The following is a 24,471-nucleotide window of genomic DNA, read 5'->3' as shown; positions in this document are numbered from 1 at the left end:
ATGTGGTTGATGACAGAACTACTATGCGTACTAGTCGTTTTCTTTAATCACCTTTTTCAATCTCTCAACCTCACCCCGAATCCCAATCCCAGGCTCCCACGAATCAATCAAACGAATCGCCTTTTGATTCGATTCCATCGCTTTCGTTTTCTCTCCTTTACGATACAACAGCTGTGCCATTCCGTAATAATAGTAGATCAACTCAACTTGATTGGCGTTGTGTTTGTCATAGAGCATTTGTTCAAAGGCTTTTTCCGCTTTTTCGAGTTGATCACACTTTACGTAAGCCATGCCCAGGTTGAAATAGGCTTCTATTGTTTTTTCGCCGCCGTATGCGGCGCTGGTTGTGTTTGCCGCTTCGTATAATGTGATGGCTTCTTCGTAGTGAGAGCGGGCGAAACTCAGGTCACCGCGAACCAGAAGAACCCTGTGCCGGATAATGGGGGAGACGGGCTGATCTTTGATGCCGTCCAGCATTGCTGCCGCTTTTTCCGGTTCTCCGGTTTTTAACAGCAGCCTCGATAGCAGGGCGGTTCCCCATACTTTCAAGTCGTCGTGATCCGGCGCGCCTGATTGTTCGAGTATCTTCAGGCCGGCTTCTATTTGCCTGAGAGCTCCGTCTGAATCGTTGACTTCCATCAGCGCCCAGCCTGCCGTGTCGATCCGAAAGTAAGCTTCCCGCGTGTGTTCGCCTGATTGACGGGAGGCATCGGCGGCTTTTAATCCGTATTCGATTCGCAGGGGCAGGTTGATTCTGCTTAGAAAGTGGCTGATGCGGATGATGAGTTTGATCAGGATGTCATGTTGTCCGGTTTCGCTCGACCATTCGATGACCTTTAGGATGTTCGGCCATTCCTTTTTCATTTGCTCTAAATTCCGTCCCAGCAAGTAGCTCCAATAGACTGAATTGGGCTGTTCCCGCTTTATATGGGTTTCCGCATAATCAATATAATAATGCGCCCAGCGGCTGCGGGCTTCTTTTGCAAATTCGTGATTTTCGGATAAGTGCTGTTCTCCGTAAGCGACAACGGTTTGATGGGCAGCGTATTGAATACTTCCTTCGCTTCGTTCCGGCTGTATTAAAGCATATGACCGCATTTGCTCAATCGCGTAATGAAACCGCCGGACGTCTAATCCAGCCGCTTGAGCCAAGCTTTTTTCATCAGGCGGCTTAGCGAAAAAGCAAAGCGTCTGCCACAGTTTTCGTGTGTCTTCATGACATCTGTCCCATGTGCGGCCAAAGAGAACCTCAAACAATTCCAATAATGAGTAGCCTGCTTGTTTAAGCTCTTGTATGAGCTGGGGAGCGGGGATGTCGTCGTCTGACATGTAAGCGATGCTGAGTGCCATGGCCTTCGGATTGCCGGCGGCTGCCGAGATGAATTCATTCTTAAGGTCAGGCGATAGCTGCAATAGCTGCTCCAGCTTTTCCCGTTTATGCGGGAAGTTGCATGTTTGCAGACAGCGGTGCACTTCTTGATGGAAAAATTCAAGGGCATCCGTTTGTTCAAGGCCGCTCAGCTGGATGGCCGCCAGTTCCCCGAGGCCGTCCCGGTATGTCTGTTTTACGTTTTCCCGTGCCGTAAGAAGGACTTTTACACCTTGCGGAAGGCCGATGATAAATTCGTGAATGTCACGTTCCGCTGTATCAATGCTGTCAACGATCAGCAATACTGGTTTTTCGTTTGAATGAGCGGCTAATGCATTGCGGACGACGAACCGTTTTTCGTTGATTGATTTGTCGATTTGTTCGGTGCGTCCGAGCTGATAGGCGATCGTGTTTAAAAAATCGCTGAAGCTCAATCCTTTCCAATCCGCACTGATCCAGATGATGCTGTTGAATGCCGGCCAATCTGGTGAACTGCCGGCACAAAGGTAGGCTGCTTCAAGAGCGATTGTTGTTTTTCCCATGCCGGCCCAGCCCGTGATTAAACAGACCGGTGACGGAGACAGCATCCATTGCCGGATTGCTTCCATATCAAAGCCGCGTCCGATAAAGTTCCCCGTCCGGCGTGACGGTAAGTTATGCGTGACGGACTTTCTTGTAAGCGCATTCGTTTCGTGGCTTGGTCTGTCATGAAACAACCGCTTTACTGCTTTTTCAACATCTTCATCACTCGGCGCTCCGAATGATCCGTCTTTCCGGAGTATTTTTGCTTTTTTTAGACAAGACGCCGTCCAAACGGGCAATGCGGGTTTGATGACGGGAATGGTGGTGGTTTCCAGAAGGCCGGTCAGCCATTCAGGATCCATGTCAGTCTTTTCTATAATGATCCAGATCATGCCGAACAGCTTTCCGTCGTCAATTCGTCCGGGAATGTAGTTTGCGCCCATCTGTCCGATCCAGCTTTTGATCGTGTTAGAGGAAACGCCTAATCGGAGTGCGATTTGATCTATATAAGACTGTCCTGTTTTTTCGTTCTTGTTCCTTCTGACTTTATAATCAGGATGAAGTTTCAGCGATTTGACGGCAGGTGCCAGCAGTTCTGCAAATTGTGTCCGGTTTTCAAGTTCAGCCATTAGCCTGCACCTCCTATTAGTACTATTTTATCAATTCAGTGTTTTTTGTATATGAAAAAATAAAAAGTACAGTGCGGCTGTCCTTTTATACAGCAGGAAAGGCTGTTGAACGTATGGAAAAGCAGATAAAATAGGGGCAGTAATAGAGAAAACAAAAATGTATGCACTTACATTTTATTTTCTAAAGAAAGGAATTTGCCAAATGACTCACACAGTGCCTCAAAACATGAAAGCGGCGGTTATGCACAACACGAGAGAAATCAAAATCGAAACATTGCCCGTGCCTGAGATCAATCATGATGAAGTGTTGATTAAGGTGATGGCTGTCGGAATTTGCGGATCTGATCTGCATTACTATACAAATGGCAGAATAGGCAATTATGTAGTGGAAAAACCATTTATCCTTGGGCATGAATGTGCGGGAGAAATCGCAGCTGTCGGCTCGTCTGTTGATCAATTCAAAGTCGGTGACCGCGTCGCTGTTGAACCTGGTGTTACGTGCGGACGCTGTGAGGCGTGTAAGGAGGGGCGTTATAACCTTTGCCCGGATGTACAGTTTTTGGCGACACCGCCGGTTGACGGCGCGTTTGTCCAATATATCAAAATGCGCCAGGACTTTGTTTTCTCGATTCCGGATTCACTATCCTATGAAGATGCGGCTTTGATTGAACCGTTTTCTGTCGGCATTCATGCGGCCTCGAGAACGAAGCTTCAGCCCGGTTCAACGGTTGCGATCATGGGAATGGGCCCTGTGGGGCTGATGGCCGTTGCGGCAGCGAAAGCATACGGGGCAGGCACAATTATTGTGACCGACTTGGAGCCGCTGCGGTTAGAAGCTGCGAAAAAAATGGGAGCGACGCATGTCATCAATGTCCGGGAACAGGATGCCGGTGAAGAAATCAAAACGATCACGAATGGCATAGGCGTTGATGCTGCTTGGGAAACAGCGGGGAATCCGGCGGCATTGCAATCCGCACTGGCTTCCGTGCGCCGGGGCGGAAAACTGGCGATTGTCGGTTTGCCTTCTCAGAACGAGATTCCGCTCAATGTGCCGTTTATTGCGGATAACGAGATTGATATTTACGGAATCTTCCGTTATGCGAATACGTATCCGAAGGGAATTGAATTTCTCGCTTCCGGCATAGTGGACACGAAGCACCTTATAACGGACCAATATCCGCTGGAGAAGACGCAAGAGGCGATGGAACGGGCCTTTCAATACAAAAATGAATGCTTAAAAGTGATGGTGTATCCAAATCGCTGAGTGAACGGGGAGGATCTTTGCATTCTCCCTCTTGCTTATCAAAAATGAAAACGGATTCTTGGGGTGGGAAATGATGATTGAAACAGAAAAAGCAGCGGCAGTAAAGACGAAATATCGCGGCCTGTCATGGATGGAACGGATCGGCTACGGATTCGGCGATATGTCGTACAATATTATCTTTCAGTTTGTAAACGCATACTTATTATTCTACTATACAGACGTCGGCGGCATTAAGCCTGCGGTCATCGCAGCTTTGTTTCTTATCGTAAGGGTGCTGGATGCTATTTTTGACCCGATTATGGGCGTGATTTTAGACAAGACGAATACAAGGTGGGGAAAGGCAAGGCCGTATCTTTTGTGGGTGGCGTTTCCTTTTGCGCTATTTACGTTCTTATGCTTCACGACGCCTCATTTCGGCGAGACGGGGAACATGGTTTATGCGTACATCACTTATATTCTGCTTGGGATGTCCTTCAGCATGCAGACGATTCCGGTCAACAGCTTAACGGGGCGGATGACGAATTCCGTGGAGGAACGGACGGTTCTGACGACGACCCGGATGATTTTGGTTTATATCGGAATTCTGTTATCGATTTCCTGTGCGACACCGCTTGCAGATCTGATCGGCGGGAAAGATCAGGCGTTTGGATTCCAGATGACGGCGCTTATCTATGCGGCGGTGAGCATCGCGTTGAATCTGTTCAGTTTCTTTACTGTGCGGGAACGGATTCAGCCTGAAAAAAGAAAAAAACAAGGAATGAAAAAGACGTTGTCTGTTTTGTTCCGAAACAAGCCTTTGCTCATTTTGGTTTCTGCATTTTTGGCGTTTGCGATTGGGTTTAACATTAAGCTCAGCACGATGGTGTACTATTTTACGTATAACGTCAGCCATAAGGAATTTGTGTTTTTAGGAACCGTGTTGTTTTTCGGCGCAGCGCTGATCAGCAATCTGTTTATTCCTTTCTTTTCTGAGAAGCGGGGCCGGAAGCAGGTTATGATCATCACGGCGGCGCTATCGCTGATTTCTTATGCGGGCCTTCAGTTTACATCGTATTCTTCGCTGCCGCTTATCTTCTTTTGGCTTTTCGTTTCGGGATTTTTTACGACGCCTTTAAATACGCTTGCTTGGGGAATGGTTGCCGATTGTGTCGATTATGCAGAATGGAAAACCGGAGTCCGGGCTGATGGCGTGGTGATTTCGAGCATGAGTTTCATCAATAAGCTCGGAGTTGCGTTAGCCGGGTCATTTTCGGCCGTTTATCTCGGAATCGCCGGATATGCCGCGAATACCGATCAGACGGCCTCGTCATTGAATGCGATTAAAAATATGAATGCACTCATCCCGGGATTGTTCATTCTGCTGTCTATTATTCTTATTTCTTTTTATCCTTTAACTGAAAAAAAATATCAGCAGATGATGTCTGATCTGGAGCAAAGAGCTGCAAGATGAGTATATGTAAAATTTAAAATATTCTATGTAAACGGTTGTATTTATGACAGAAAGCACTATACTGAAACTATAATCGAGAATTGATAAATGAGTGTGATAATGTGGGAAGCCAATCTGTTATTTGTATTGGAGAATTGTTAATTGATTTCTTTTGTACCGATGTGGATGTTGATTTGACGGTAGGACGTAATTTCTTAAAAAGTGCCGGCGGGGCACCGGCGAATGTGTCGGCAGCCATTGCTAAGCTGGGCGGAGACGCCGCTTTCAGCGGAAAAACAGGCAAAGATCCGTTCGGGTATTTTCTGAAGCAGACATTGGACGCCGTACACGTCGATACCTCTATGCTCGTCATGGATGAGAAAGCGCCTACAACGCTTGCGTTTGTTTCATTAAAACAAAATGGGGAGCGCGACTTTGTGTTTAACAGAGGAGCGGACGCTTTGTTTACGCTGGATGATATTGATCTGGAAAAGGTAAACGATGCGAAAATCCTTCATTTCGGATCAGCGACAGCATTGTTATCTGATCCGTTTTGCTCAGCCTATTTACGGCTGATGTCGATTGCGAAAGACAATGGACAGTTTATTTCCTTCGATCCTAACTACCGTGAGGATTTATGGAAAGGAAGAGTTTCAGAGTTTATAAACACCGCAAAAAAAGCCGTTGCCGTAAGTGATTTTGTGAAAGTCAGTGACGAAGAGCTTGAGATCATCAGCGGTGCGAAGGATCATAAAGAAGGTGTTGCGGTTCTTCATGAGATCGGAGCCGGCATTGTGGCGGTGACACTCGGGAAAAGCGGAACCCTTCTATCAAATGGGAAGGATATTGACATCATTCCGAGCATTCCGGTGACATCAATAGACTCAACGGGAGCGGGAGATGCGTTTGTCGGCGCGGCGCTGTATCAGCTGGCGCGCACCGATGAGATTCAGACGGCAGCCGATGATTTTGCGAAGTTGCGTGATATTGTCTCATTTGCCAATAAGGTGGGGGCGCTCGTGTGCACCAAAATCGGTGCGATCGATGCTTTGCCGAGCTTAAAAGAGGTTGAAGTATCACTGTAAAGTATGGAGGATGTTTCTTGAAAGTCATCGGACTTCGGGAAGCATCCTCTTTATTTAGGTCTGAAACCCTTTACGATATACGGTATACTTTAGAAAGGCATCCAGTAAATTGAACCGCTGTGAAGTACATACAATCACGTTTTTATCAGTTCTGAGTAAAACCAAGTTTCTGCTGCTGCCGTCATGTATAGTATGACGGCCTATGATATTGAACCGCGGAGGAATGTTTTTCATGAAACATGTTTTTCTTATTGTGCAATGCGCGTTTTCTGTTTTTTGTTTTCTTTGTCTCGCCGCTGTCAATTGGTATCAGGGGAGTGAGCTTGTTTCTGATTTGTTTGATTGGAATTATACGGCTAAATTCTCAAAGCTTTTGAATGGGACGGATACGATTACAAGTCCGGAACAGATTTCGCAGCTGGATTTCTTTGTGTATGCGGCGAAGCATTATCCGTTAGTGAGCGGGTTGATGATCGGGCTGTTTGTTTATTTTTTGTTCTCACTGTATCTGGTCATAAAGAATTTCCGCCGGCACAAATGGGCTGAATGAGACTATTTTCATATAAAAATACATAAATTCAAGAGAAAATGAAACTTTTTTTGAAAAAAACAGTATATATAACTGTGAACTTGTTACTATTTAATTTTGGGAGGAAAATGAAAAATGAGTATTTTAGGAAGATTTAAAGACATCATGTCAAGCAATATCAATGCGTTGCTGGATAAAGCTGAAAACCCTGAAAAAATGGTTGATCAATATTTGCGGAATCTGAACAGTGATTTAGGAAAAGTGAAAGCGGAGACGGCTTCTGTCATGGCTGAGGAACAGCGGGCGAAAAGAGCGTTAACAGAATGCCAGGCTGATGCCGAAAAGATGGAAAATTATGCGATGAAAGCGTTGCAGGCCGGCAATGAAGCTGATGCGCGGGCATTTTTGGAAAGGAAAGCGGCTGTTGAATCAAGACTGACCGAGCTGCAGACGGCTTATCAGCTCGCTTCATCCAACGCGTCTCAAATGCGCAAAATGCATGACAAGCTTGTCGCTGATATCGGAGAGCTTGAGTCGCGCCGAAATGCCATCAAAGCGAAGTGGTCTGTGGCAAAAACGCAGGAGAGAATGAACAAATTGGGGTCCTCTGTGTCAAATGCGGGCCAATCGCTGACAGCTTTCGGCAGAATGGAAGACAAGGTCAACCAAGCGCTTGATCACGCCAATGCGATGGCTGAGCTGAACGCGTCTCCGAAAGACGATATTGACGAGCTGACGGCTAAATATGACAGCAATCAAAGCAGTGTCGATGATGAATTGGCGGCGCTCAAGCAGAAAATGCTTTTCAGTAAAGATCAATAGACAGCGGGCTGCAGCTTTGTCCGATATAAAGAGAAAGTGAGAGAAACAGAATGATCATTTCTTATAAATGCCCGAACTGCGGCGATGATATGGTCTTTGACAGTTCATCCGGCATGCTGACATGTCACAGCTGCGGGCGGCAGGATCAGATTGAGAGCCTGCCAAAAGAGTATATAACGACGAGATTTTCTGAAAATGAGGCGAACGAGTACCGCTGTGAGAATTGCGGCGCGGTATTAATGACTGAGGCGGAAACGACGGCCACGACGTGCGGGTTTTGCGGAGGAGCCGCCGTTCTCGCCGACCGATTATCGGGAAATCTCGCGCCTTCGATGGTGATCCCTTTTACGATCAGTAAAGAAGAGGCCATGAGCGCTTTTAAAAAGTGGTGCCGAAACGGCCGTCTGACACCGAAAGGATTTATGTCTGCCGACCGGGTGAAGAGCATAACCGGCATGTACGTGCCGTTTTGGATGTTTGATTTAAACAGCAAGGTTCAGGTCAATGCCGTTTGTACGAGAGTGCATCACTATGATGATGGAGAATACCGGGTGACGGAGACCGAGTATTACAACGCGTACCGCGATATCAATCTTGATTATCTCAAAATTCCGGTCGACGCTTCAGAAAAAATGAATGATGAATTAATGGACAAATTGGAACCTTACTCATACAGTGAGCTGAAGGAGTTTAATACGGCCTATTTAGCGGGATATATAGCGGAAAAGTACAATTATACCGATGACGATCTCTTTCCTCGGGCGAAGGATAAAATCAGCCATTATATTGATTCTTATATCAGATCCACCTTCTCCGGATATACGACGGCTGACATTACGGATGAGCAGATTCAGACCGATAAAATCAGCAGCTTTTACGTACTGCTTCCGGTCTGGATGGTCAGCTACGACTATGAGCGGGCTGAGCACATTTTTGCGATGAACGGGCAGACGGGCAAGGTTGTCGGCAAACCGCCGATCAGTGCCGGAAAAGTGGCCGTGTGGTTCGGCGGCATAACCGCCGGTGCGTTTGTAGCATTAAGACTCGTCTCACTTATGATAGGAGGCGGTTTTTGATGAAAGTATCGATAAAAAAAGCGTGTCTCTTCTGCTTTGTCCTTTTTCTGATGCTGTCTTTTTCTTTACATACATCGGCGTCTGCCGCGGAACAGAAGCAATATGTTTACGACAATGCTCATTTATTAACGAAGGATGAAACGAAGAAACTTGAGGAATTGGCCGGGAAGCTGGGGGCAAAGCGCCATACCGATTTTATCATTCTTACCGCAAACGGAACGGGCGGTAAGGACATCGAGCAGTACGCCGGTGATTTTTATGACAGTCATTTTAGCGGAAGTACGGCGATATTGACCATTGATATGAAAAATCGGGAAGTATTTATCTCGGGATATAAAAAGGCGGAGACGTATTTGAATAACAGCCGGCTGAATACGATCAGGAATACGATCTCGTCAGATATTTCCGCAGGCCATTATGAAAAGGCGTTTCAGACCTACATCAAGATGGCTTATAAAGATATGGGGAAAAGCCCGGACGACAAGTCTGACAATCTGCTGCTCACATGGTGGTTTCAGCTGATTATTGCCGCAGCCGCGGCCGGAATCGCCGTCACCGTGATGGTGTACAATTCCGGCGGCAAGGTCACCGTCACCGGCAGCACGTATATGGATCACGATACGTCTGAAGTGCTGAGCCAGCACGACACATATATCCGAACCGACGTTACAAGAGAAAAAAAGCCTGATAAAGATAATGACAATGACGGCGGAGTCACGAGGGGCGGCACGAGTTACAGCGGAAGCAAGGGAAGTTTTTAAATTATATGTAAAGGATTTGAGCATACATGGGTTTTTTCAGAAATCAGTTAGCAAATGTGGTGGAGTGGGAAGAATTCAGAGACGACATGGTTTTCTATAAATGGAACAACCGTGAAATTAAAAAAGGCAGCCGTCTGATCATCCGGCCGGGACAGGATGCCATCTTTTTATACAACGGGAAGATTGAAGGGATTTTCCGTGATGACGGCGATTATGATATCGAATCAGAAATCATTCCGTTTCTATCTACACTAAAAGGGTTTAAGTTTGGTTTTAACAGCGGCATGCGGGCTGAAGTGCTGTTTGTGAATACGAAGGAGTTCACCGTGAAGTGGGGCACAAAAAACGCCATCAACATTCCGGCGGCAGGTATGCCGGGCGGTATGCCGATCCGCGCAAACGGCACATTTAACTTCAAGGTCATTGACTACATCGGATTGATTGATAAGATTGCGGGTGTCAAAGACAGCTATTTAGTGGAGGACATTAAAATCCGGATTACGTCTATTCTCGATCAGCTTTTGATGAAATGGATCACCAGAGAAGGAAAAGACATGTTCAATCTGCAGTCGAATTCCTTTGAAATCGGAAAAGGGATTCAAGAAGATCTTGATATGCAGCTGATCGGAGACGGCATGTCGATTACGGGCTTCAATATTATGAGCTTTAACTATCCGCAGGAAGTTCAGGATATGATTACGAAAAACGCTTCTTACGGCATGGTGGGCGATGTGAACCGCTATCAGCAGATTTCCATGACGGACGGAATGTCATCCGGCAAAATGAACGGAAGCGGCGCCGCCTCCGACATGGCGGGCATGATGATGGGAATGAATGTGGCAAATCAAATGATGAACCAAATGAATCAAAATCAGCAGAACCAGCCGCAGCAAGATCAAAGTCAGCAGAATCAGGGGACGGCACCGGCGAACGGCTTGGAAGGAGCGGCTAAGCCGAAATTCTGTCCGAACTGCGGAGCGAAAACGGAAGGCGCGAATTTTTGCCCGAATTGCGGACAGAAGCTTGCCTGACGATATACGAAAAAGAGGCCTTTTTGGGGCCTCTTTTTTTTGTCATGATTTCATTGTTTGAACGATGAGGGATGTCAGCGCTTTAGAACCCTCAGGTATGAGATGGACGCCGTCCGGTGTGAAGTATTCAGGGTGCTGCAATGCTTTTGCGTGCCAATCGACAAGCGTCACATTTTTCCGTGACTCGGCCTGCCGGCGCAATGATTCGTTTACTTTGCTTTCCCACTGCCGCGGCACACGTGTGTTGACAAGATAGATATCGGCTTTTGAAAAGGAGCTGATCAGTGATTCAATTTGGCTGTTTGTGAAATAGCCGTTCGTCCCTAACTCGATGATGACCGCTTTGTTCGGCTGATTAAATGACGCATATTCCGAAGTGAGCCGGAGTGCTTGAGAGACTTGTCTTCCTACCTTTCCGTCGATGGTGACATGAGGGAGGGACTGCCGCAGGTATGACGCAATGTCCAGCATCACCGAGTCACCGATGGCCAGCACGTCTTGCTGAGGCTGTGTTTGTTTTGAATCAGCCGTTTTTTGAGATGACCGTTCCTTTTTCTCTTCGTTTTTCTTTGTATTTGATTTGTCTGTTGGTTCTTTCTTGTTTTTGTCTGACGCGGTGTCCGTTTTTTCGCCGCCGTGTTTTTTCTTGCTGTCTTCTTCTTTTGCAGGCTGATCGTGATCGGCCGTTTTGTGCGAAGAGGCGGCGGTTTCTTGCTGATCATTTTGCGCGTACGTCCATTGCGGCTGTTTTTTCTCTTCGGCTATCCCTGACAGCCCGCCCGCAAATACGAGAATGGCGGCAAGAATGAGGCCGAGCGACATTCTGCTGATGACAGAGGACGTCTTCCATTCCAGAAAGCGGTTCAGAAACACGCGGCGTAAAAATGGCCGGAAGCCCGCAGTGCGGATCGGCTGTTCAATGAAATGGTAAGATAGCTCGGCAAGAATGAAAGTGGCGCCGATTCTGACGGCGCAGTGCCAATAAACCGGATTTCCGATTTCCTGTACGGGTGTGCTCAGCACGATAATCGGGTAATGCCAAAGATAGATTCCGTATGATCTCGTTCCGATCCAGCGAAGCGGCTTCCATGAAAGAACATGTCCCAAAAAGCTGCTCGGATGGCATAAACATGCGACAAGAACCGCTGCGGTGATGCTGATCAAAAGCATGCCGCCCTTGTACAGGAAGGGTTCATATTCATCCGTGTAAAAGACGCAAAGCAGCAGCGCGGCAAAAGCGGCAAGCTCCGTCCCGTGAAGCAGGTGTTTCATGCTGCTCGGCAGCCGTTTGGAAGATAATCGTTTCATCGGCCACACTAAAGCTAAAGCGCAGCCGATCAGCAATTCAAATGAGCGGGTATCCGTTCCGTAATAAACGCGGCTCGGATCTCCGCCGGGCACATACATCATACTCATTACGACTGCCGAACATAACGCGAGGAACATGACCGCGGCCGCAAGCCGGGCCCGTGTTTTACATATGTACATTCCCGCAAGCAGCAGGAAGGGCCATATGATATAAAACTGTTCTTCAATCGCCAGCGACCAAAGGTTTTTTAATGGCGAAGGGGAGCCGAAGCTGTCGAAATAAGAAAGTTTATGAAAGATAAACCACCAATTGCTTATGTAAAAAAGTGAGGAGACCGCATCTCCGCGTACGGTATGCAGGAGCTCGCTGTTAAACAATACGACCCAAATGACTGTCGTGATAATCATGAGATAAGCCGCCGGCAGAAGCCGCCTGATCCGGCGCACCCAAAAATCACGCAAATCAAGGGTGATGGCATTGCCTTGGGCAGGCAATATAATAGATGTAATTAAATACCCCGATAAAACAAAAAAGATATCAACACCGATGAAACCGCCGTCGGCCCAGTTAAAATTCAGATGATATGCGATAACTGCGAGGACGGCAAAGGCGCGAAGTCCATCCAGTCCGGGAATATAGCGGTGATGCAGTGACTTGTCTGACATGGTATTCCTCCAATAATGTGCGCGGAAATTCTCGCTGTTTTGCGGATGGCTATGGCAGATTTCTGTACAGTCTTCCATTTGTTCCGTTAATTAGACGCATTCGGAAGGGGATTTTGTTTCAGAAAAAATGAATGAAATGCTGTGATTTTCTTAAACTTTTCAGCCCCCGTCCGGCGTCTGTTATATGAAAAGGGTCCCTTATGCATCTTGGCTGTTGCAGGACGAAAGAAAAAATCCATGATCTGCGGATATCATGGATTTTTTTCTTTCTTTATCTGATGTAGCGGTCTCCGACAAGCAGCTTGGAGATGACGGAGGTCGGTATTGTAAACTCTGTAACGCCCATATATCCGGGTGCTGCTTCATATTCGTCAAATGAGATGACAAGTTTGTGCTTATCTGTAATATAAAAATTCTGGTCGGCGCGGATGGCTTTAAAAGGCTCCGTCATATCATCATCTTCGACCCAGTATATTTTATTCGGATCTTCTTTCATCTGTTTTTTCATTTGTTCTTTAATATTTTGGCTGATGACTTTAATATAACGGTCATCTTTAAATAAGCTCTTTAACGTAAGCACGGCCTCATTCTTTTTATCGATCGTGATGTAACGGCTTTGTGTATAAGAGGAAGCTTGCGTTTTTTCGATATCACGTCGGATTGAGATCAGATCCGCTGTGTCAGTAACGGTTTCATAATCGCTGTAAATACTGAGGTGGCCTTTTTTGCTTTTGGAGGTCGCCTTCATAAATTCCTGATACAGCTTTTTGCTTTCTTTCATGTAATGCCGGTTGATGCTGTCTTCGAGTTTATGATCGGAAAGGCCGGACAGAGCGGGCGTTTTCACATCAATGCTTGATTGGTTCTTTTCTTCCTTCATCTCCGTGAATGTGATGGCTTGGACGACTTTGCCGATGACGGGGATTTTAGACATGGCTTGTGCGGCATCCGGATTGATATTGACAACGGCGGTAAATAAGACGGCCGCAGCGACTGCCGCGGATGTCGGCCACATCACGATTCGTTTTTTCTTCGGTTTCTGCCGAAGGGCTTTTTCGACAATGCTGTCCAGTTCCTTAGGAATGGGCACACTTTTATACTCTTCTCTTAATTGTTCTAATCTCTTTTCCATTAAGAAAGATCCTCCTTCGTCAGCTGAATGCGCATGAGCTTCAGCCCCCTGTAAAGGCGTGTTTTGACGGTGTTGATGTTTTCCCCCGTGATGTCCGCGATTTCTTCTAATTTCAGGTCTTCAAAGAAACGCAGAATGATAATGGTTTTATATTGATGCGGCAGGTCATCGAGCGCTTCGTGAAGGTCTGTGTCCTTGTAGTGATCTTCCTTTCCGCGGCTTAAAAACTCGATCGTTTCATCGTCCATCACTTTCAGTTTTTTCTGTTTGCGGAGAAAATCAATGGCCGTGCGGACTAAAATTTTATAAAACCAGCTTTTGATCACATCGGGGTTTTTGACGGATTCGACCGATGTCAGCGCTTTTTGAATTGATTCCTGAACAATATCTAACGCGTCATCCTTGTTCTTTACGTAACTGTACGCAAGCCGGTAAAAGTCTTCCTTGCGCTCAGTTATGCACGTCGCAAGCGACGCTTTGGCTGTTTCGTTCTTCATTGCTTCAAAGGGCTCCTTTTTTAAAAATACGTATCATAGGCTGCTGCCTAAGGATAGACGGGACAGGGTAAAAAATAGTTTGCGCAGAGGGGATCATTTTTAAAAGGAAAAGGAAGGAAAGACGATGAGATGAAAAAAAGAGCCGGAACGGCTCTTTTTCGGATGTGTCTGATATTCAGCTGAACGGTTTAGTTCGGTTTGACTAAGATTTTCACTTGGTTTTTCTCTTTGATTAAAGCGCCGAAGCCTTCTTCAATCAGATCGTCGAGCACGATTTTTTTCGTGACGAGCTTATCTGCTGAGAAGTAGCCCTCTTTCATCAGTGCAAGAACGGAAGGGAAGATGTCACGGTATCCGATAATGCCTTTTACGGTCCGTTCTTTGATGACGATATCGTTCGGATGAATTTCCGCTCCTTTTTCCCAGATGCTGACGATAACCGTTTCACCGGCAATGTTTGTTGACTGGATCGCCTGGCGGAGAACGACAGGAACGCCTGTTACTTCATAAGAAACATCAACGCCGCCGTTTGTGCGTTTAGCGATTTCTTCAACGACATCGTCCGTTTTTGACGGATCAATGATGATAGCGCCGAGTTCTTTCGCTTTTTCCTGACGTTCCGGTGAAAGTTCAACCGCGTAAATATCTGTGGCGCCGGCCGCTTTCAGGGCTTCAATCACAAGCAGCCCGATCGGTCCGCAGCCAAAAACTGCCGCCTTGTCGCCCGCTTTTAATTTGCTTTGGCGGACGGCGTAAAGCGCTACCGCTGACGGCTCAACAAGCGCGCCCTGTTCGTAAGAAAGCTCTTCAGGAAGCTTAAACAGCAATTCTTCGTCAACGGATACATATTCAGAAAATCCGCCGCCGCCTCCGGCTAAGCCTAAGAATCCCATTTGTTCATCAAGGTTATAGGCTCCCTGATGTCCGTGTGTGGCAAAAATCGGTTCCACGACGACACGGTCGCCGACGCTGTAATTTTTGACGCCTTCGCCCACTTCAACGACTTCTCCTGAGAATTCGTGACCCATCGTGACGGGCGCCATTTCGTTTGTTAACGGATGAGGTTTGCCGACCGGAATAAAGATCGGGCCTCCCAAATATTCATGAAGGTCGCTTCCGCAAATCCCGCACCATTTGACTTTAATTTTGACTTTACCCGGTTCTGCTTTAGGTTCATCAATGTTTTCGATTCGAATGTCTTTTTGATTGTGCCATCTTGCCGCTTTCATTGATTATCACTCCTAGTCTGATTGAAACGAGTATAGGTACATGATCAATATGAACCACGGTTAAAAGGAATAAAGTGCCTGCTTCCTAAAGCCTGATTTCTCAAAATATATCATATTATGCAACTATCAATAGGCCTTATAAAAAGTCCATATTGAATGCAGAAATACTCTATGAATATTATAACGCTAATGAATTAAATTTTGTAGTATAATTTACCATGGAATTATATAGAACAGGAAATTGTGCCGTCGTTGTGTGCATGTCTCATCACGTTGTAATGAACATGTAAAGTGATTGAAATATTATAATCGTCTTCTTGGTGTATAATTTTGCCTAGAATAAAGAATCAGGAGGACGAAAGCTTGAAGAAGTTATTCTTAGCCTTATTGATTTTAGCAGGAAGCACGCTGGGAGCGATCAGTTACTCTTCTGATGCAAGTGCTAAAAAAGTGAACGGAAATATTACATGGTATAATGGAGTCGGTAAAAAAGGATCTTCCGGTAAAAAACTGGGACACTGGGATTGCGCGACAAAATTAGGATTTGACGTTCCGAGAAACGGAACGAAAATCAGAGCTTATGCCAAAGCAAAACCGAAAAAGGTTATCACCGTATACAAAAATGATGTAGGCCGTATGCCGAATGCCGTATTGGATGTCAGCCCGAAAGCGTTCAAAGCGCTTGGATATCCATTAAGCAAAGGAAGAGTATCCGGACACTACAGCTATTAAAATAGACCATCTTAAAAAGCAAGGACACTGATTCTTGCTTTTTCTGATTGACGGAGAGATTGATAATGAAGAAGAAACGATGGATCTGGATGTTGCTGGCCGCCGTTTTGGCGGCGGCGGTCATCGCGGCCGTTTTACTGATTAAAGGAAAAAGCGACGGCGGCGGGAAAGCCGTTGTCTCCGGCGGTCATGACAAGCTGCTTGTTTCCATTACAGACAAAGATCTGATGACGAAATATTACGAGGACGGCCGCGTGCTGTACGAGGAAAAGCTTTCGGCATATCCGGCGTTTGCGCTGGATGATGCCCATCAGGTGCTCTATTTTGTCGGGAATAATGACCAAAATGAGATGCGTCTGTATAAGCTTGATCTGAAGACGAAAAAGAAGACGGTGCTTTATAAAGGAACGGCAAGCGCTGACAGTCTGTTTTTATCAAAGGATCTGACGCACATTTATTTCCGTCTCGGAAAAGCGGATGAAGATATTTTCCGTCTCGCATCTTTTGATTTGAAAACGAAACGTTATGAAAATCTGTATCCCGCCGCCGATGAGAAAGACGACAGTGTAAGCAGCTTCTTTTATAACCGCAGCCAAAACGATTTTGCGCTTCTGCATTATTCCGTAAAAGAGGATTATCAAAAAACGGATGAGGCAAATGAGAAGGGGATTGACCCTGAACCGACGAATATCCGGTTTGCGGCAGGAGCGGGCGAACACCTTCAGGATCTGACAAACCTTGAACAGTTTATCAGCGACGTGGCGGTGTCACCGGACGGAAAGAACCTTGTCTTTACATCTTATACCCAAAAAGGGACGGAACAAAAAGCGTCCATCCGTCTGATGAATGTCAAAACGAAAAAAGATGAAACGATTATCTCAAACGGGAAGGACTTCGCTCCGCTGATTGATGCCCAGCCTCAGTTTTCTAAAGACGGCAGCATCATTTATTTCATGGCGGAAGCAAAAGGCGCTAAGCGTCTGAAGGATGAAACGGGGCGGAATGCGAAGGTCCGGACCATTTATGCTTATCATTTGGATACGAAAAAATGCGAAAAAGTCTGGGAAAATGACAACGGCATTATCAACAGTTTTTCCGTCATCCAATCATGAAAAAAACACTCAGCGCCCGCTGGGTGTTTTTTAATGAACAAAGCTGGCTGCGGCTGAGGCGAGCCATTTGAAAAAACGGAGAATCGGAACGGCAAAATGAAGCGTTTCGATGAATGACTGTGCGGCAAGGTTCATTTTCCGCCGTTTTGCCAATTCCTTCAGATCTTTCTGCTGCCGATCGTTTTTCATGTTCATTGCTCCTTTGCATCATAAAAGGACATGATAACGCAAAGGCCTCTCATGAGACATGGAGGCCTTCTCTATGTTGAGACTCGTAAAAGGGAGGTCTAACTTGATGCCGTTTGATTATTGTTTTGGAGATTTACCAACGAACGGACGCCGTCGATCATTTTACTGCCGCAAAGGGGGCAAGTCGGGGTATCACTGCCGGCAAAATTCTTTCTGCTCCAGCCAATACAGTCCTCTTTTGTGCATTCCCACGTACTGACATCTTCTTTAGGCAGCGGTTCCTGATTACGTTTGTTGTAGTAAGACATAAAGTCACTTCTTCCCTTATGAATTTTCGTGCACTCCTTCATTGTCTCATACTTTTCCCTAATCTCCTAATTCCTTTTTCTATCCAGATTTCCAATGAGGGTGCACCGTCTTCCTGTTATTACAGTATATGCAAATAAGTGTCTTCTTATTTTTTCTTTTTGGATAAATAAAAAAGCCCCTCTCAGAAAAGGGGGGATGTTTGTTTACTGCTTATCCGTGACGTCCATCGGTCTCATCATGTCGTAATCTTCGTGCTCTAAAATATGACAGTGCCATACGTAGCGTCCGCTGTAAGGAGCGAAAGTCGCCGCGATTCTGATGACCTCTCCCGAGTGCGCCTGCACGGTATCTTTCCAGCCTTTCTCACTTGGAGGAGGCGGGACGGCGGGGCCTGTATACACAATGTCGCCGAATTTGTTATAACGCTCTAAGTCAAAAGGACGCCGGTCAAGGATTTGGAAGGAAACAAGGTGCAGGTGTATCGGATGGGTGCCCCCCATCGGATTGATAATCGACCAGATTTCCGTTGTGCCGAGCTTCGGCGCTTCTGTCACAGGATCATGCCATCGCTTGTTATTCAGCGTCAAAACGGGCCGGCCGTATTTGTCTTGCGTATTTGTGAGTTTAAGCGTCCTGATATTGTGTATTCTCTTTGATGTCACATTAGGCATTGTTGAAAGATATTTAGGCTTACGGCTTGTGTCTTCTCCCTTCAGCGGTTTTGTGACGCGGAATTGCATCACATTGGCGTCTGTATCCGGATCGGCGTCGCCCCCGCAGCCGGTGCCGTTCGTTAAAATGATATGTTCTCCGTCAAAGGCGGAGAAATCGATGAGCACATCATACCGCTCTGCCGGGGCTAAGCTGATAGATTGTGTTTTGACAGAGCGGGGAAGCAGTCCGCCGTCAGAACCGATTTGGATAAACTTCCCGCCGTTATTGAGCGAGAGAGAAAATGTTCTTGTATTGGAGGCATTAAGGATGCGGAAACGATATGTCCGCGGTTCAACTTCCATATACGGCCACGCTTTACCATTGACGAGAATGGTATTTCCGCAAAAAAACGGGACGATGGAAGGGTCGGGCAGCGTTTCGGAAGGGTTAGCAGGTCCGCTCGGATAAGACAAGGAACCGTCGTCATTTAACGTGCGGTCCAAAATCATAAGCGGTACGTCATACTCTCCGGAGGGAAGCTTCAGCTGCTTTTCTTTTCGCTCGCGAATGATATACATCCCGGCAAGCCCGGCGTACACATTGAGCCTCGTAATCGCCATGGCGTGATCGTGATACCATAACAGAGCCCCGCGCTGTTTGTTTGGATAATGGTATACCTCTTTCTCAAAATAAGGACCCGTTTCCTTAAAATCCTTTGTGAACCAGGCTTCCGGGTAGCCGTCGCTGTCCGGCGGCGTTGCTCCTCCGTGTAAATGGACGACGGTTTTGACATCGGGTTCCTGATGGCCGCTTTCTGAATGGTGAATGGTATGATCCACAGGCAGAAAATGCTTATCCGGCAGGTCATTCATCCATTTAATATAGACGTTCTCATCTTGGTTCACGTCGATCGTCGGGCCGGGAAATAAACCGTTATACCCCCACAGCCGGGTCGGCGGGAGATCGCGGTGCAGCTTGTGAAAGCATTCCTTCATGGTGACTTCATAATACGTGCTGCCGTCTGATTTCTTCTGCGGCTGGAGTGTTTCAATAGTCGGCAGTTCATCTGCAAATTTTTCTAGTGCCATTTTTCATCCTGTCCTTATCATTTATTGAAATCCTGTACTACAGTTAATGCTGCCTGGAACAGGTTGGTTAAAAAAACACCCGCCCTTTTTTGAGGGGGGTGTTTGCGGTTATTGCGCAACCCGGCTTTCGGAAGCGCTCTCTTTCGGTTTTTGTTTTTTGCGGAATACATATGAGGCAAGCACCAGCAGAGTAATAAATCCTGTCAGCAGAAATTCAGACCGCATTGAGCTGATAAACAGCATAGATAACAAGATGGCGCAAATGGCGATGATCGTCAGGTAGGTTAAGTACGGATAGAACCACATTTTGATTTTAAGAGATTCAGGGTTTGTCCGTTCGATTTTCTTTCTCATTCTCAGATGTGAGACGGCGATGACGAGATAGACGAGCAGTGCGATCGCCCCTGATGAATTGACCAGAAATAAGAATACGGAGTCGGGAGAAAAGTAGTTCATAACAACGGCAATATAGGAGAAAAAGGTGCCGGCGATAATGGCTTGAACCGGTACGCCTCTTTTACTCAATTTCATAAAACGCCGCGGCGCTTCATTTCGCTCTGCCAGTGAATACAGCATCCGTGACGTCGTATAAAGCCCGGAGTTCAGGCAGGACAGAACGGCTGTCAGGACGATAAAATTCATGATTTGAGCGGCTGCGGGAACCCCGATATGGCTCAAAACGGCAACGAAGGGGCTTTCCAAAATATTGGCTGAATCCCACGGCAGCAGTGTGACCACAACCGCAATGGAGCCGACGTAAAAAATAATGATCCGCCAAACGACTGAGCGGGTCGCCTTTGTGACGGATTCGACCGGATTTGACGTTTCTCCCGCTGCGATTGCGACGATTTCAGATCCCATGAAAGAAAAAATGACAACGACGATGCCGAGCAGAACGGAACTTGGACCTTTAGGGAAAAATCCGCCGCTGCCCGCCAGATTTTCCAGCCCGACCGGCTTGCTGCCGGGGACGATTCCGAAAATGAACGCAAATCCCGCGATTAAGAAGACAACGATCGTCGCTACCTTCACTAAGGAAAGCCAGTATTCAAATTCGCCGAACGATTTAACTGAATAAATATTCGTCAGTGTTAACAGCACGGTCAGAAGCAGACTCGTCAGCCATAACGGAATGCCCGGGAACCAGTACTGTATGATTCCGGCGCCTGCAATGGCTTCAATAGCAATGACGATGACCCAGAAAAACCAATACAGCCATCCGATCGTAAAACCGGCCCAAGGACCGATGGCATCATGCGCGTACTGTGAAAACGAACCGCTTGTCGGGTTGACGGAGGACATTTCCCCCAGCATTCTCATAATAAAAATCACTAATAATCCTGCTAAAGCGTAGGAGACAATCGCTCCGGGTCCGGTGGAATGAATGACGGATCCGCTTCCGACAAATAATCCGGCGCCGATCACGCCGGCAATTGAAATCATAGTCATATGCCGGGTTTTTAATCCCTTTGATAAAGAGTTAGGCTGATTCATTCTTTGCCTCCTTTTGGCTTGTTTATGCTGAATATTCCGACAAGTATTATTCTATCATAAATGCCACAGACAGTTGAAAATGATGTAAGAAAATATGACATTTTTTCTCGTCCGTACAGCAGAAGGTGCCGGAAGGAAAAGAAATAATTTTCTGTTATTTTTGTGTTTTAATGTGTTTGAAAATAATTCCACGAAAACAAGGTGGCAAGAAGCCTTGGTACGATTGGGATGAGAGGGGTTTCGTGAATAAAAATAAGTTTCCTGAGCGCATAAATGTTCTATGCTTACTATTTTTCTGTGGAAAGTGAATCATGTTTCTATAGACCCACTGTGTCTTCGCTTTGTATGATAATGAAGGAAAAATTGAACGGGAAGGAGGATTTTCAGTGGAGAGATATCATGAATTGAAAAAAGGCGAAACCGGAGCGATTGTCAGTATTGGCGCATATGCGGCATTGTCGGCTGTGAAGCTTGTGATCGGTTATTTGTTTCACTCAGAAGCGCTTCAGGCCGACGGTTTAAATAATACGACTGATATCGTGGCATCTGCGGCTGTTTTCATCGGTTTGCGCATCTCTCAGAAACCTCCTGACGAAGATCATCCTTACGGCCATTTTCGGGCGGAGACCGTCGCGTCACTCATCGCTTCCATTATTATGATGCTTGTCGGAATGCAAGTGCTGTTCAGCGCCGCGCAATCTATTTTTTCCGTTAAAGAGGAAACACCGGATATGATAGCCGCCTGGACGGCCGCGGGGAGCGCCGTCGTGATGCTGATGGTCTACCGCTATACGAAAGGGCTTGCCAAAAAGGTAAACAGCCAGGCCCTTTCAGCTGCGGCCGCTGATAATAAATCAGATGCGCTCGTCAGTATCGGCACGTTTATCGGAATTTTTGCTTCACAGTTCCATTTGGCTTGGGTGGATACGGTTACCGCGTTTATCATCGGATTGATCATCTGCAAAACCGCGTGGGATATTTTTAAGGAATCCTCTCATTCGCTGACTGACGGTTTTGATGTCAAACATATTTCTGATTATAAAAAGACGATTGAACAGATTGCGGGCGTCAGCCGTTTAAAAGATATTAAAGCGAGATATCTGGGCAGCTCCGTTCATATTGATGTCGTCATTGAAGTGCCGTCTGATCTGAACATTAAAGAGAGTCATGAGATCGCAAATGAGGTAGAACGCAAGATGAAAGAGGAACATGCCATTGACCATTCACACGTTCATATGGAGCCTCTCCAACTGAAATAAAGCTTCCTTTCTAAAGGGAGCTTTTTCCTTTTTCAGACTGGAAACAATTTGCTGGAAACGTTTTTTTATACTGTTTATATTTTGTGGTAAAGTTAGGTTACGATAATTGAAATTTGAGAGATGACTAGGAGGAGAAGAATGGCTTATAAAGAAGAGCTGCATCCGCTGCTGGAGAAAGCCGTTGAGCATATTGAAAACATCATCATAGGAAAACGGGATATCGCCATACTCAGTCTGGCCGCCATTCTCGCAAAAGGGCATGTGCTGCTGGAAGACGTGCCGGGAGTCGGAAAAACGATGATGGTCCGCGCTTTGGCCAAGCTGATCGGAGCTGACTTTAAGAGGATTCAGTTCACGCCGGATCTTCTGCCGTCAGACGTGACGGGTGTCTCTATTTATAATACGAAAACGATGGAATTTGAATACCGCCCGGGACCGATCATGGGGAATATCGTGCTGGCTGATGAAATTAACAGAACCTCTCCGAAAACGCAGTCTTCCCTGCTTGAGGCGATGGAGGAAGGGAATGTCACGATTGACGGAAAGACAATGCGGCTGGCTGAGCCGTTTTTCGTCATGGCCACACAAAACCCGGTTGAATATGAAGGAACGTATCCGCTTCCCGAAGCCCAGCTTGACCGGTTTTTATTTAAGCTGCGCATGGGCTACCCGACTGCCGAGGAAGAGCTTCAAGTTCTGTCTTTGCAGGAAGGGCGCAATCTGCTTGAAACAATCGAGCCCGTCATTTCTAAAGAACAGTTTATCAGCCTTCAGCAAAAACTGGAGCAGGTGCGGGTGGATGATGGAATTAAAGCATATATCGTCGGCATTACTCAGCATACCCGCCGGCATCCGTCCGTACATCTGGGCGTAAGTCCGCGCGGTTCAATCTCATTAATGAAAGCCGCGCAGGCGTACGCGCTGCTTCATGACCGCGATTACGTCATTCCTGATGACGTCCAGTATTTGGCTCCGTATACGCTGCCGCACAGAATGATCTTGACCGCCGAGGCGAAATTTAACGATGTGACGCCGGAAGCGATTATAGAAGACATCATGCAAACGGAAAAAGTGCCCGTCCAAAGGATGTCGGTCCGCTAATGAGAAAGAAGATGCATTGGCTTCTATATGGCTGGAAGCTGCTTATGTTGGCCGTACTGACGGCGGCTGTCTTTTCTTATGCCATGTTTCAGGGCGGATTTGTGAGCTGGTTTTTATTTTATGCGTTTTTGCCGTTTACCGTTTACGCCGGGCTGGTCGCTGTGTACCCGCTGCGGGCGTTTCAGGTGACGCGTGACGTGTCCTCTGCCCAGTTAACCTCAGGCGACAGGCTGTCTGTCACCATCAGGCTGACGAGGCGCCTGCCGTTTCCGCTGACATATATGGTCATTGAAGATGTGATGCCGGAAACGCTTGGCGAGAGGCGCAGTGCGAAACAGCTCGTGTTTCCGTGGTTTCAAAGGAAGCTGACGTTACAATATGAGCTGCCGCAGGTGCCGCGCGGAGAGCATCATTTACATACGATAAGAGTGCGGACGGGAGATGTTCTCGGGCTTTTGGACAAGACGGCGTCGTTTTCCGTAACGGATACGGTTCTGGTTTTCCCGGCGTACGGGTCTGTTCACTATAAGCCGCAGGCCGTATCCGGAGAAGAGGGTGCGGGTGCCGGCGCTCCGTTTCAGGTACACCGTTCCGCAATGGCTGCGAGCGTCAGAAATTATCAGCCGGGCGACCGGTTTTCCGCACTTGACTGGAAAACATCGGCGCGGCGAAATGAGCTGATGACGAAGGAATTTGACCCGCTGCAGAGTATGAATATGATTCTCCTTTTGGACTGCAGGCCGTCCCCTTCGTTTGAAGCCGCGGTGTCAGCTTCGGCATCCCTGCTTTACACGGCGCTTATGAAGGGCTCTCCCGCAGGGTTTATTTCATTGGGGAGCGACCGGACCGTATTTCCCGTCGGGGAGGGAGACCGGCATTTCAGAAAGATGCTGCGTTACCTGGCATCAGCTTCAGAATCGGAAGAAGCTGATGCAGACGGGCGTTTAGGAAAAGAGCTGGCGGATCCGCGCGTCCGCAAAGCTTCCATTGCCGTCGTGACGGGCAGTCTTACAGAAGACCTTCTCAAACAGGCTGAGCCCGGACGTGCTGACATGACGGTGTTTTTGGCGAAAGAAACGAATGCCGCGCTTTCGGAGAAAGAACGGAAACTCGCTCTCATCTTCGCGCAAAAAAATATTAAGGTGCAAATGATCAGGGACAAACGGGTGTCCCATGTTGTTTAG

22 protein-coding genes are annotated in these 24,471 nt (G+C 46.9%); 13 read left to right on the top strand and 9 right to left on the bottom strand.

What is annotated here, in order from left to right:
- Positions 1 to 30: 30 nt before the first annotated feature.
- On the bottom strand, positions 31 to 2,520 hold the full coding sequence (locus G9F75_RS14590; RefSeq protein ID WP_167409189.1) for a tetratricopeptide repeat protein: 2,490 nt from the start codon (positions 2,518 to 2,520) through the stop codon (positions 31 to 33).
- Between the two features lie 202 nt (positions 2,521 to 2,722).
- On the opposite strand from G9F75_RS14590, the gene gutB reads away from it, so the two are divergent.
- The 8 genes from gutB (at position 2,723) to G9F75_RS14550 (ending at position 10,517) form a co-directional block, all read left to right on the top strand.
- Positions 2,723 to 3,784: a sorbitol dehydrogenase gene (gene gutB / locus G9F75_RS14585; RefSeq protein WP_014417071.1), complete on the top strand. Its 1,062-nt coding sequence runs from the start codon at positions 2,723 to 2,725 to the stop codon at positions 3,782 to 3,784.
- Between the two features lie 73 nt (positions 3,785 to 3,857).
- Positions 3,858 to 5,234 carry an MFS transporter gene (locus G9F75_RS14580; RefSeq protein ID WP_020861281.1) on the top strand — a complete coding sequence of 459 codons (1,377 nt, stop codon included), beginning with the start codon at positions 3,858 to 3,860 and terminating at the stop codon, positions 5,232 to 5,234.
- 101 nt (positions 5,235 to 5,335) lie between these two features.
- The gene (locus tag G9F75_RS14575; RefSeq protein ID WP_167409188.1) at positions 5,336 to 6,298 is read left to right on the top strand and encodes a carbohydrate kinase family protein; all 963 of its coding nucleotides are present in this window, start codon (positions 5,336 to 5,338) and stop codon (positions 6,296 to 6,298) included.
- 232 nt (positions 6,299 to 6,530) lie between these two features.
- A complete protein-coding gene (locus tag G9F75_RS14570; protein WP_128496485.1) occupies positions 6,531 to 6,848 on the top strand; it encodes a YjdJ family protein in 318 nt (105 codons plus the stop codon).
- Positions 6,849 to 6,962: 114 nt separating this feature from the next.
- Positions 6,963 to 7,649, top strand: coding sequence for a PspA/IM30 family protein (locus tag G9F75_RS14565; RefSeq protein WP_029973762.1), 687 nt, complete (start codon positions 6,963 to 6,965; stop codon positions 7,647 to 7,649).
- A 50-nt stretch (positions 7,650 to 7,699) separates the two neighbouring features.
- A complete protein-coding gene (locus G9F75_RS14560; RefSeq protein ID WP_167409187.1) occupies positions 7,700 to 8,725 on the top strand; it encodes a TFIIB-type zinc ribbon-containing protein in 1,026 nt (341 codons plus the stop codon).
- Positions 8,725 to 9,486: a TPM domain-containing protein gene (locus G9F75_RS14555; RefSeq protein ID WP_014417077.1), complete on the top strand. Its 762-nt coding sequence runs from the start codon at positions 8,725 to 8,727 to the stop codon at positions 9,484 to 9,486. Before G9F75_RS14560 ends, G9F75_RS14555 begins: the two co-directional genes overlap by 1 nt.
- A 26-nt stretch (positions 9,487 to 9,512) precedes the next feature.
- A complete protein-coding gene (locus tag G9F75_RS14550) occupies positions 9,513 to 10,517 on the top strand; it encodes an SPFH domain-containing protein (protein WP_167409186.1) in 1,005 nt (334 codons plus the stop codon).
- A 42-nt stretch (positions 10,518 to 10,559) separates the two neighbouring features.
- Here G9F75_RS14550 and G9F75_RS14545 read toward each other — a convergent pair whose 3' ends face one another.
- From G9F75_RS14545 to G9F75_RS14530, 4 genes are all read right to left on the bottom strand, one after another.
- Positions 10,560 to 12,491 (bottom strand): acyltransferase family protein, encoded by a 1,932-nt coding sequence (locus tag G9F75_RS14545; protein ID WP_167409185.1) that lies wholly within the window; start codon positions 12,489 to 12,491, stop codon positions 10,560 to 10,562.
- A 271-nt stretch (positions 12,492 to 12,762) separates the two neighbouring features.
- Positions 12,763 to 13,623, bottom strand: coding sequence for an anti-sigma-V factor RsiV (gene rsiV / locus G9F75_RS14540; protein WP_014417080.1), 861 nt, complete (start codon positions 13,621 to 13,623; stop codon positions 12,763 to 12,765).
- Positions 13,623 to 14,120, bottom strand: a complete 498-nt coding sequence (locus tag G9F75_RS14535) for an RNA polymerase sigma factor SigV (RefSeq protein ID WP_154818012.1) — start codon at positions 14,118 to 14,120, stop codon at positions 13,623 to 13,625. Before G9F75_RS14535 ends, rsiV begins: the two co-directional genes overlap by 1 nt.
- A 188-nt stretch (positions 14,121 to 14,308) precedes the next feature.
- Entirely contained in the window at positions 14,309 to 15,349 is a 1,041-nt protein-coding gene (locus G9F75_RS14530; RefSeq protein ID WP_007408876.1) for a 2,3-butanediol dehydrogenase, read from the bottom strand.
- Positions 15,350 to 15,712: 363 nt separating this feature from the next.
- On the opposite strand from G9F75_RS14530, the gene G9F75_RS14525 reads away from it, so the two are divergent.
- Together G9F75_RS14525 and G9F75_RS14520 are read left to right on the top strand one after the other, a co-directional pair.
- The gene (locus G9F75_RS14525; protein WP_014417081.1) at positions 15,713 to 16,081 is read left to right on the top strand and encodes a septal ring lytic transglycosylase RlpA family protein; all 369 of its coding nucleotides are present in this window, start codon (positions 15,713 to 15,715) and stop codon (positions 16,079 to 16,081) included.
- A gap of 65 nt (positions 16,082 to 16,146) precedes the next feature.
- Entirely contained in the window at positions 16,147 to 17,193 is a 1,047-nt protein-coding gene (locus G9F75_RS14520; protein WP_012116984.1) for a TolB family protein, read from the top strand.
- 30 nt (positions 17,194 to 17,223) lie between these two features.
- On the opposite strand, the gene G9F75_RS14515 is transcribed toward G9F75_RS14520, so the two are convergent.
- From G9F75_RS14515 to gabP, 4 genes are all read right to left on the bottom strand, one after another.
- The gene (locus G9F75_RS14515) at positions 17,224 to 17,382 is read right to left on the bottom strand and encodes a hypothetical protein (protein ID WP_021495202.1); all 159 of its coding nucleotides are present in this window, start codon (positions 17,380 to 17,382) and stop codon (positions 17,224 to 17,226) included.
- Between the two features lie 98 nt (positions 17,383 to 17,480).
- Positions 17,481 to 17,690: a cold-shock protein gene (locus G9F75_RS14510; protein ID WP_007408879.1), complete on the bottom strand. Its 210-nt coding sequence runs from the start codon at positions 17,688 to 17,690 to the stop codon at positions 17,481 to 17,483.
- Positions 17,691 to 17,894: 204 nt separating this feature from the next.
- Positions 17,895 to 19,433, bottom strand: a complete 1,539-nt coding sequence (cotA, locus tag G9F75_RS14505) for an outer spore coat copper-dependent laccase CotA (protein WP_167409184.1) — start codon at positions 19,431 to 19,433, stop codon at positions 17,895 to 17,897.
- Positions 19,434 to 19,541: 108 nt separating this feature from the next.
- Entirely contained in the window at positions 19,542 to 20,927 is a 1,386-nt protein-coding gene (gene gabP / locus G9F75_RS14500) for a GABA permease (RefSeq protein WP_012116987.1), read from the bottom strand.
- A 386-nt stretch (positions 20,928 to 21,313) separates the two neighbouring features.
- Here gabP and G9F75_RS14495 point away from each other — a divergent pair, with 386 nt between their 5' ends.
- The 3 genes from G9F75_RS14495 to G9F75_RS14485 all read left to right on the top strand — a co-directional run bounded on the left by G9F75_RS14495 (position 21,314) and on the right by G9F75_RS14485 (position 24,471).
- The gene (locus G9F75_RS14495; RefSeq protein WP_014417084.1) at positions 21,314 to 22,186 is read left to right on the top strand and encodes a cation diffusion facilitator family transporter; all 873 of its coding nucleotides are present in this window, start codon (positions 21,314 to 21,316) and stop codon (positions 22,184 to 22,186) included.
- Between the two features lie 138 nt (positions 22,187 to 22,324).
- The gene (locus tag G9F75_RS14490) at positions 22,325 to 23,287 is read left to right on the top strand and encodes an AAA family ATPase (protein WP_021495200.1); all 963 of its coding nucleotides are present in this window, start codon (positions 22,325 to 22,327) and stop codon (positions 23,285 to 23,287) included.
- Positions 23,287 to 24,471, top strand: a complete 1,185-nt coding sequence (locus tag G9F75_RS14485; RefSeq protein ID WP_167409183.1) for a DUF58 domain-containing protein — start codon at positions 23,287 to 23,289, stop codon at positions 24,469 to 24,471. Before G9F75_RS14490 ends, G9F75_RS14485 begins: the two co-directional genes overlap by 1 nt.

The sequence above is a fragment of the Bacillus sp. EKM208B genome (genome assembly GCF_011800725.1).
GTDB classification, from domain to species: Bacteria; Bacillota; Bacilli; order Bacillales; family Bacillaceae; genus Bacillus; species Bacillus velezensis.
This window is presented reverse-complemented; position numbering and strand designations above follow the sequence as displayed.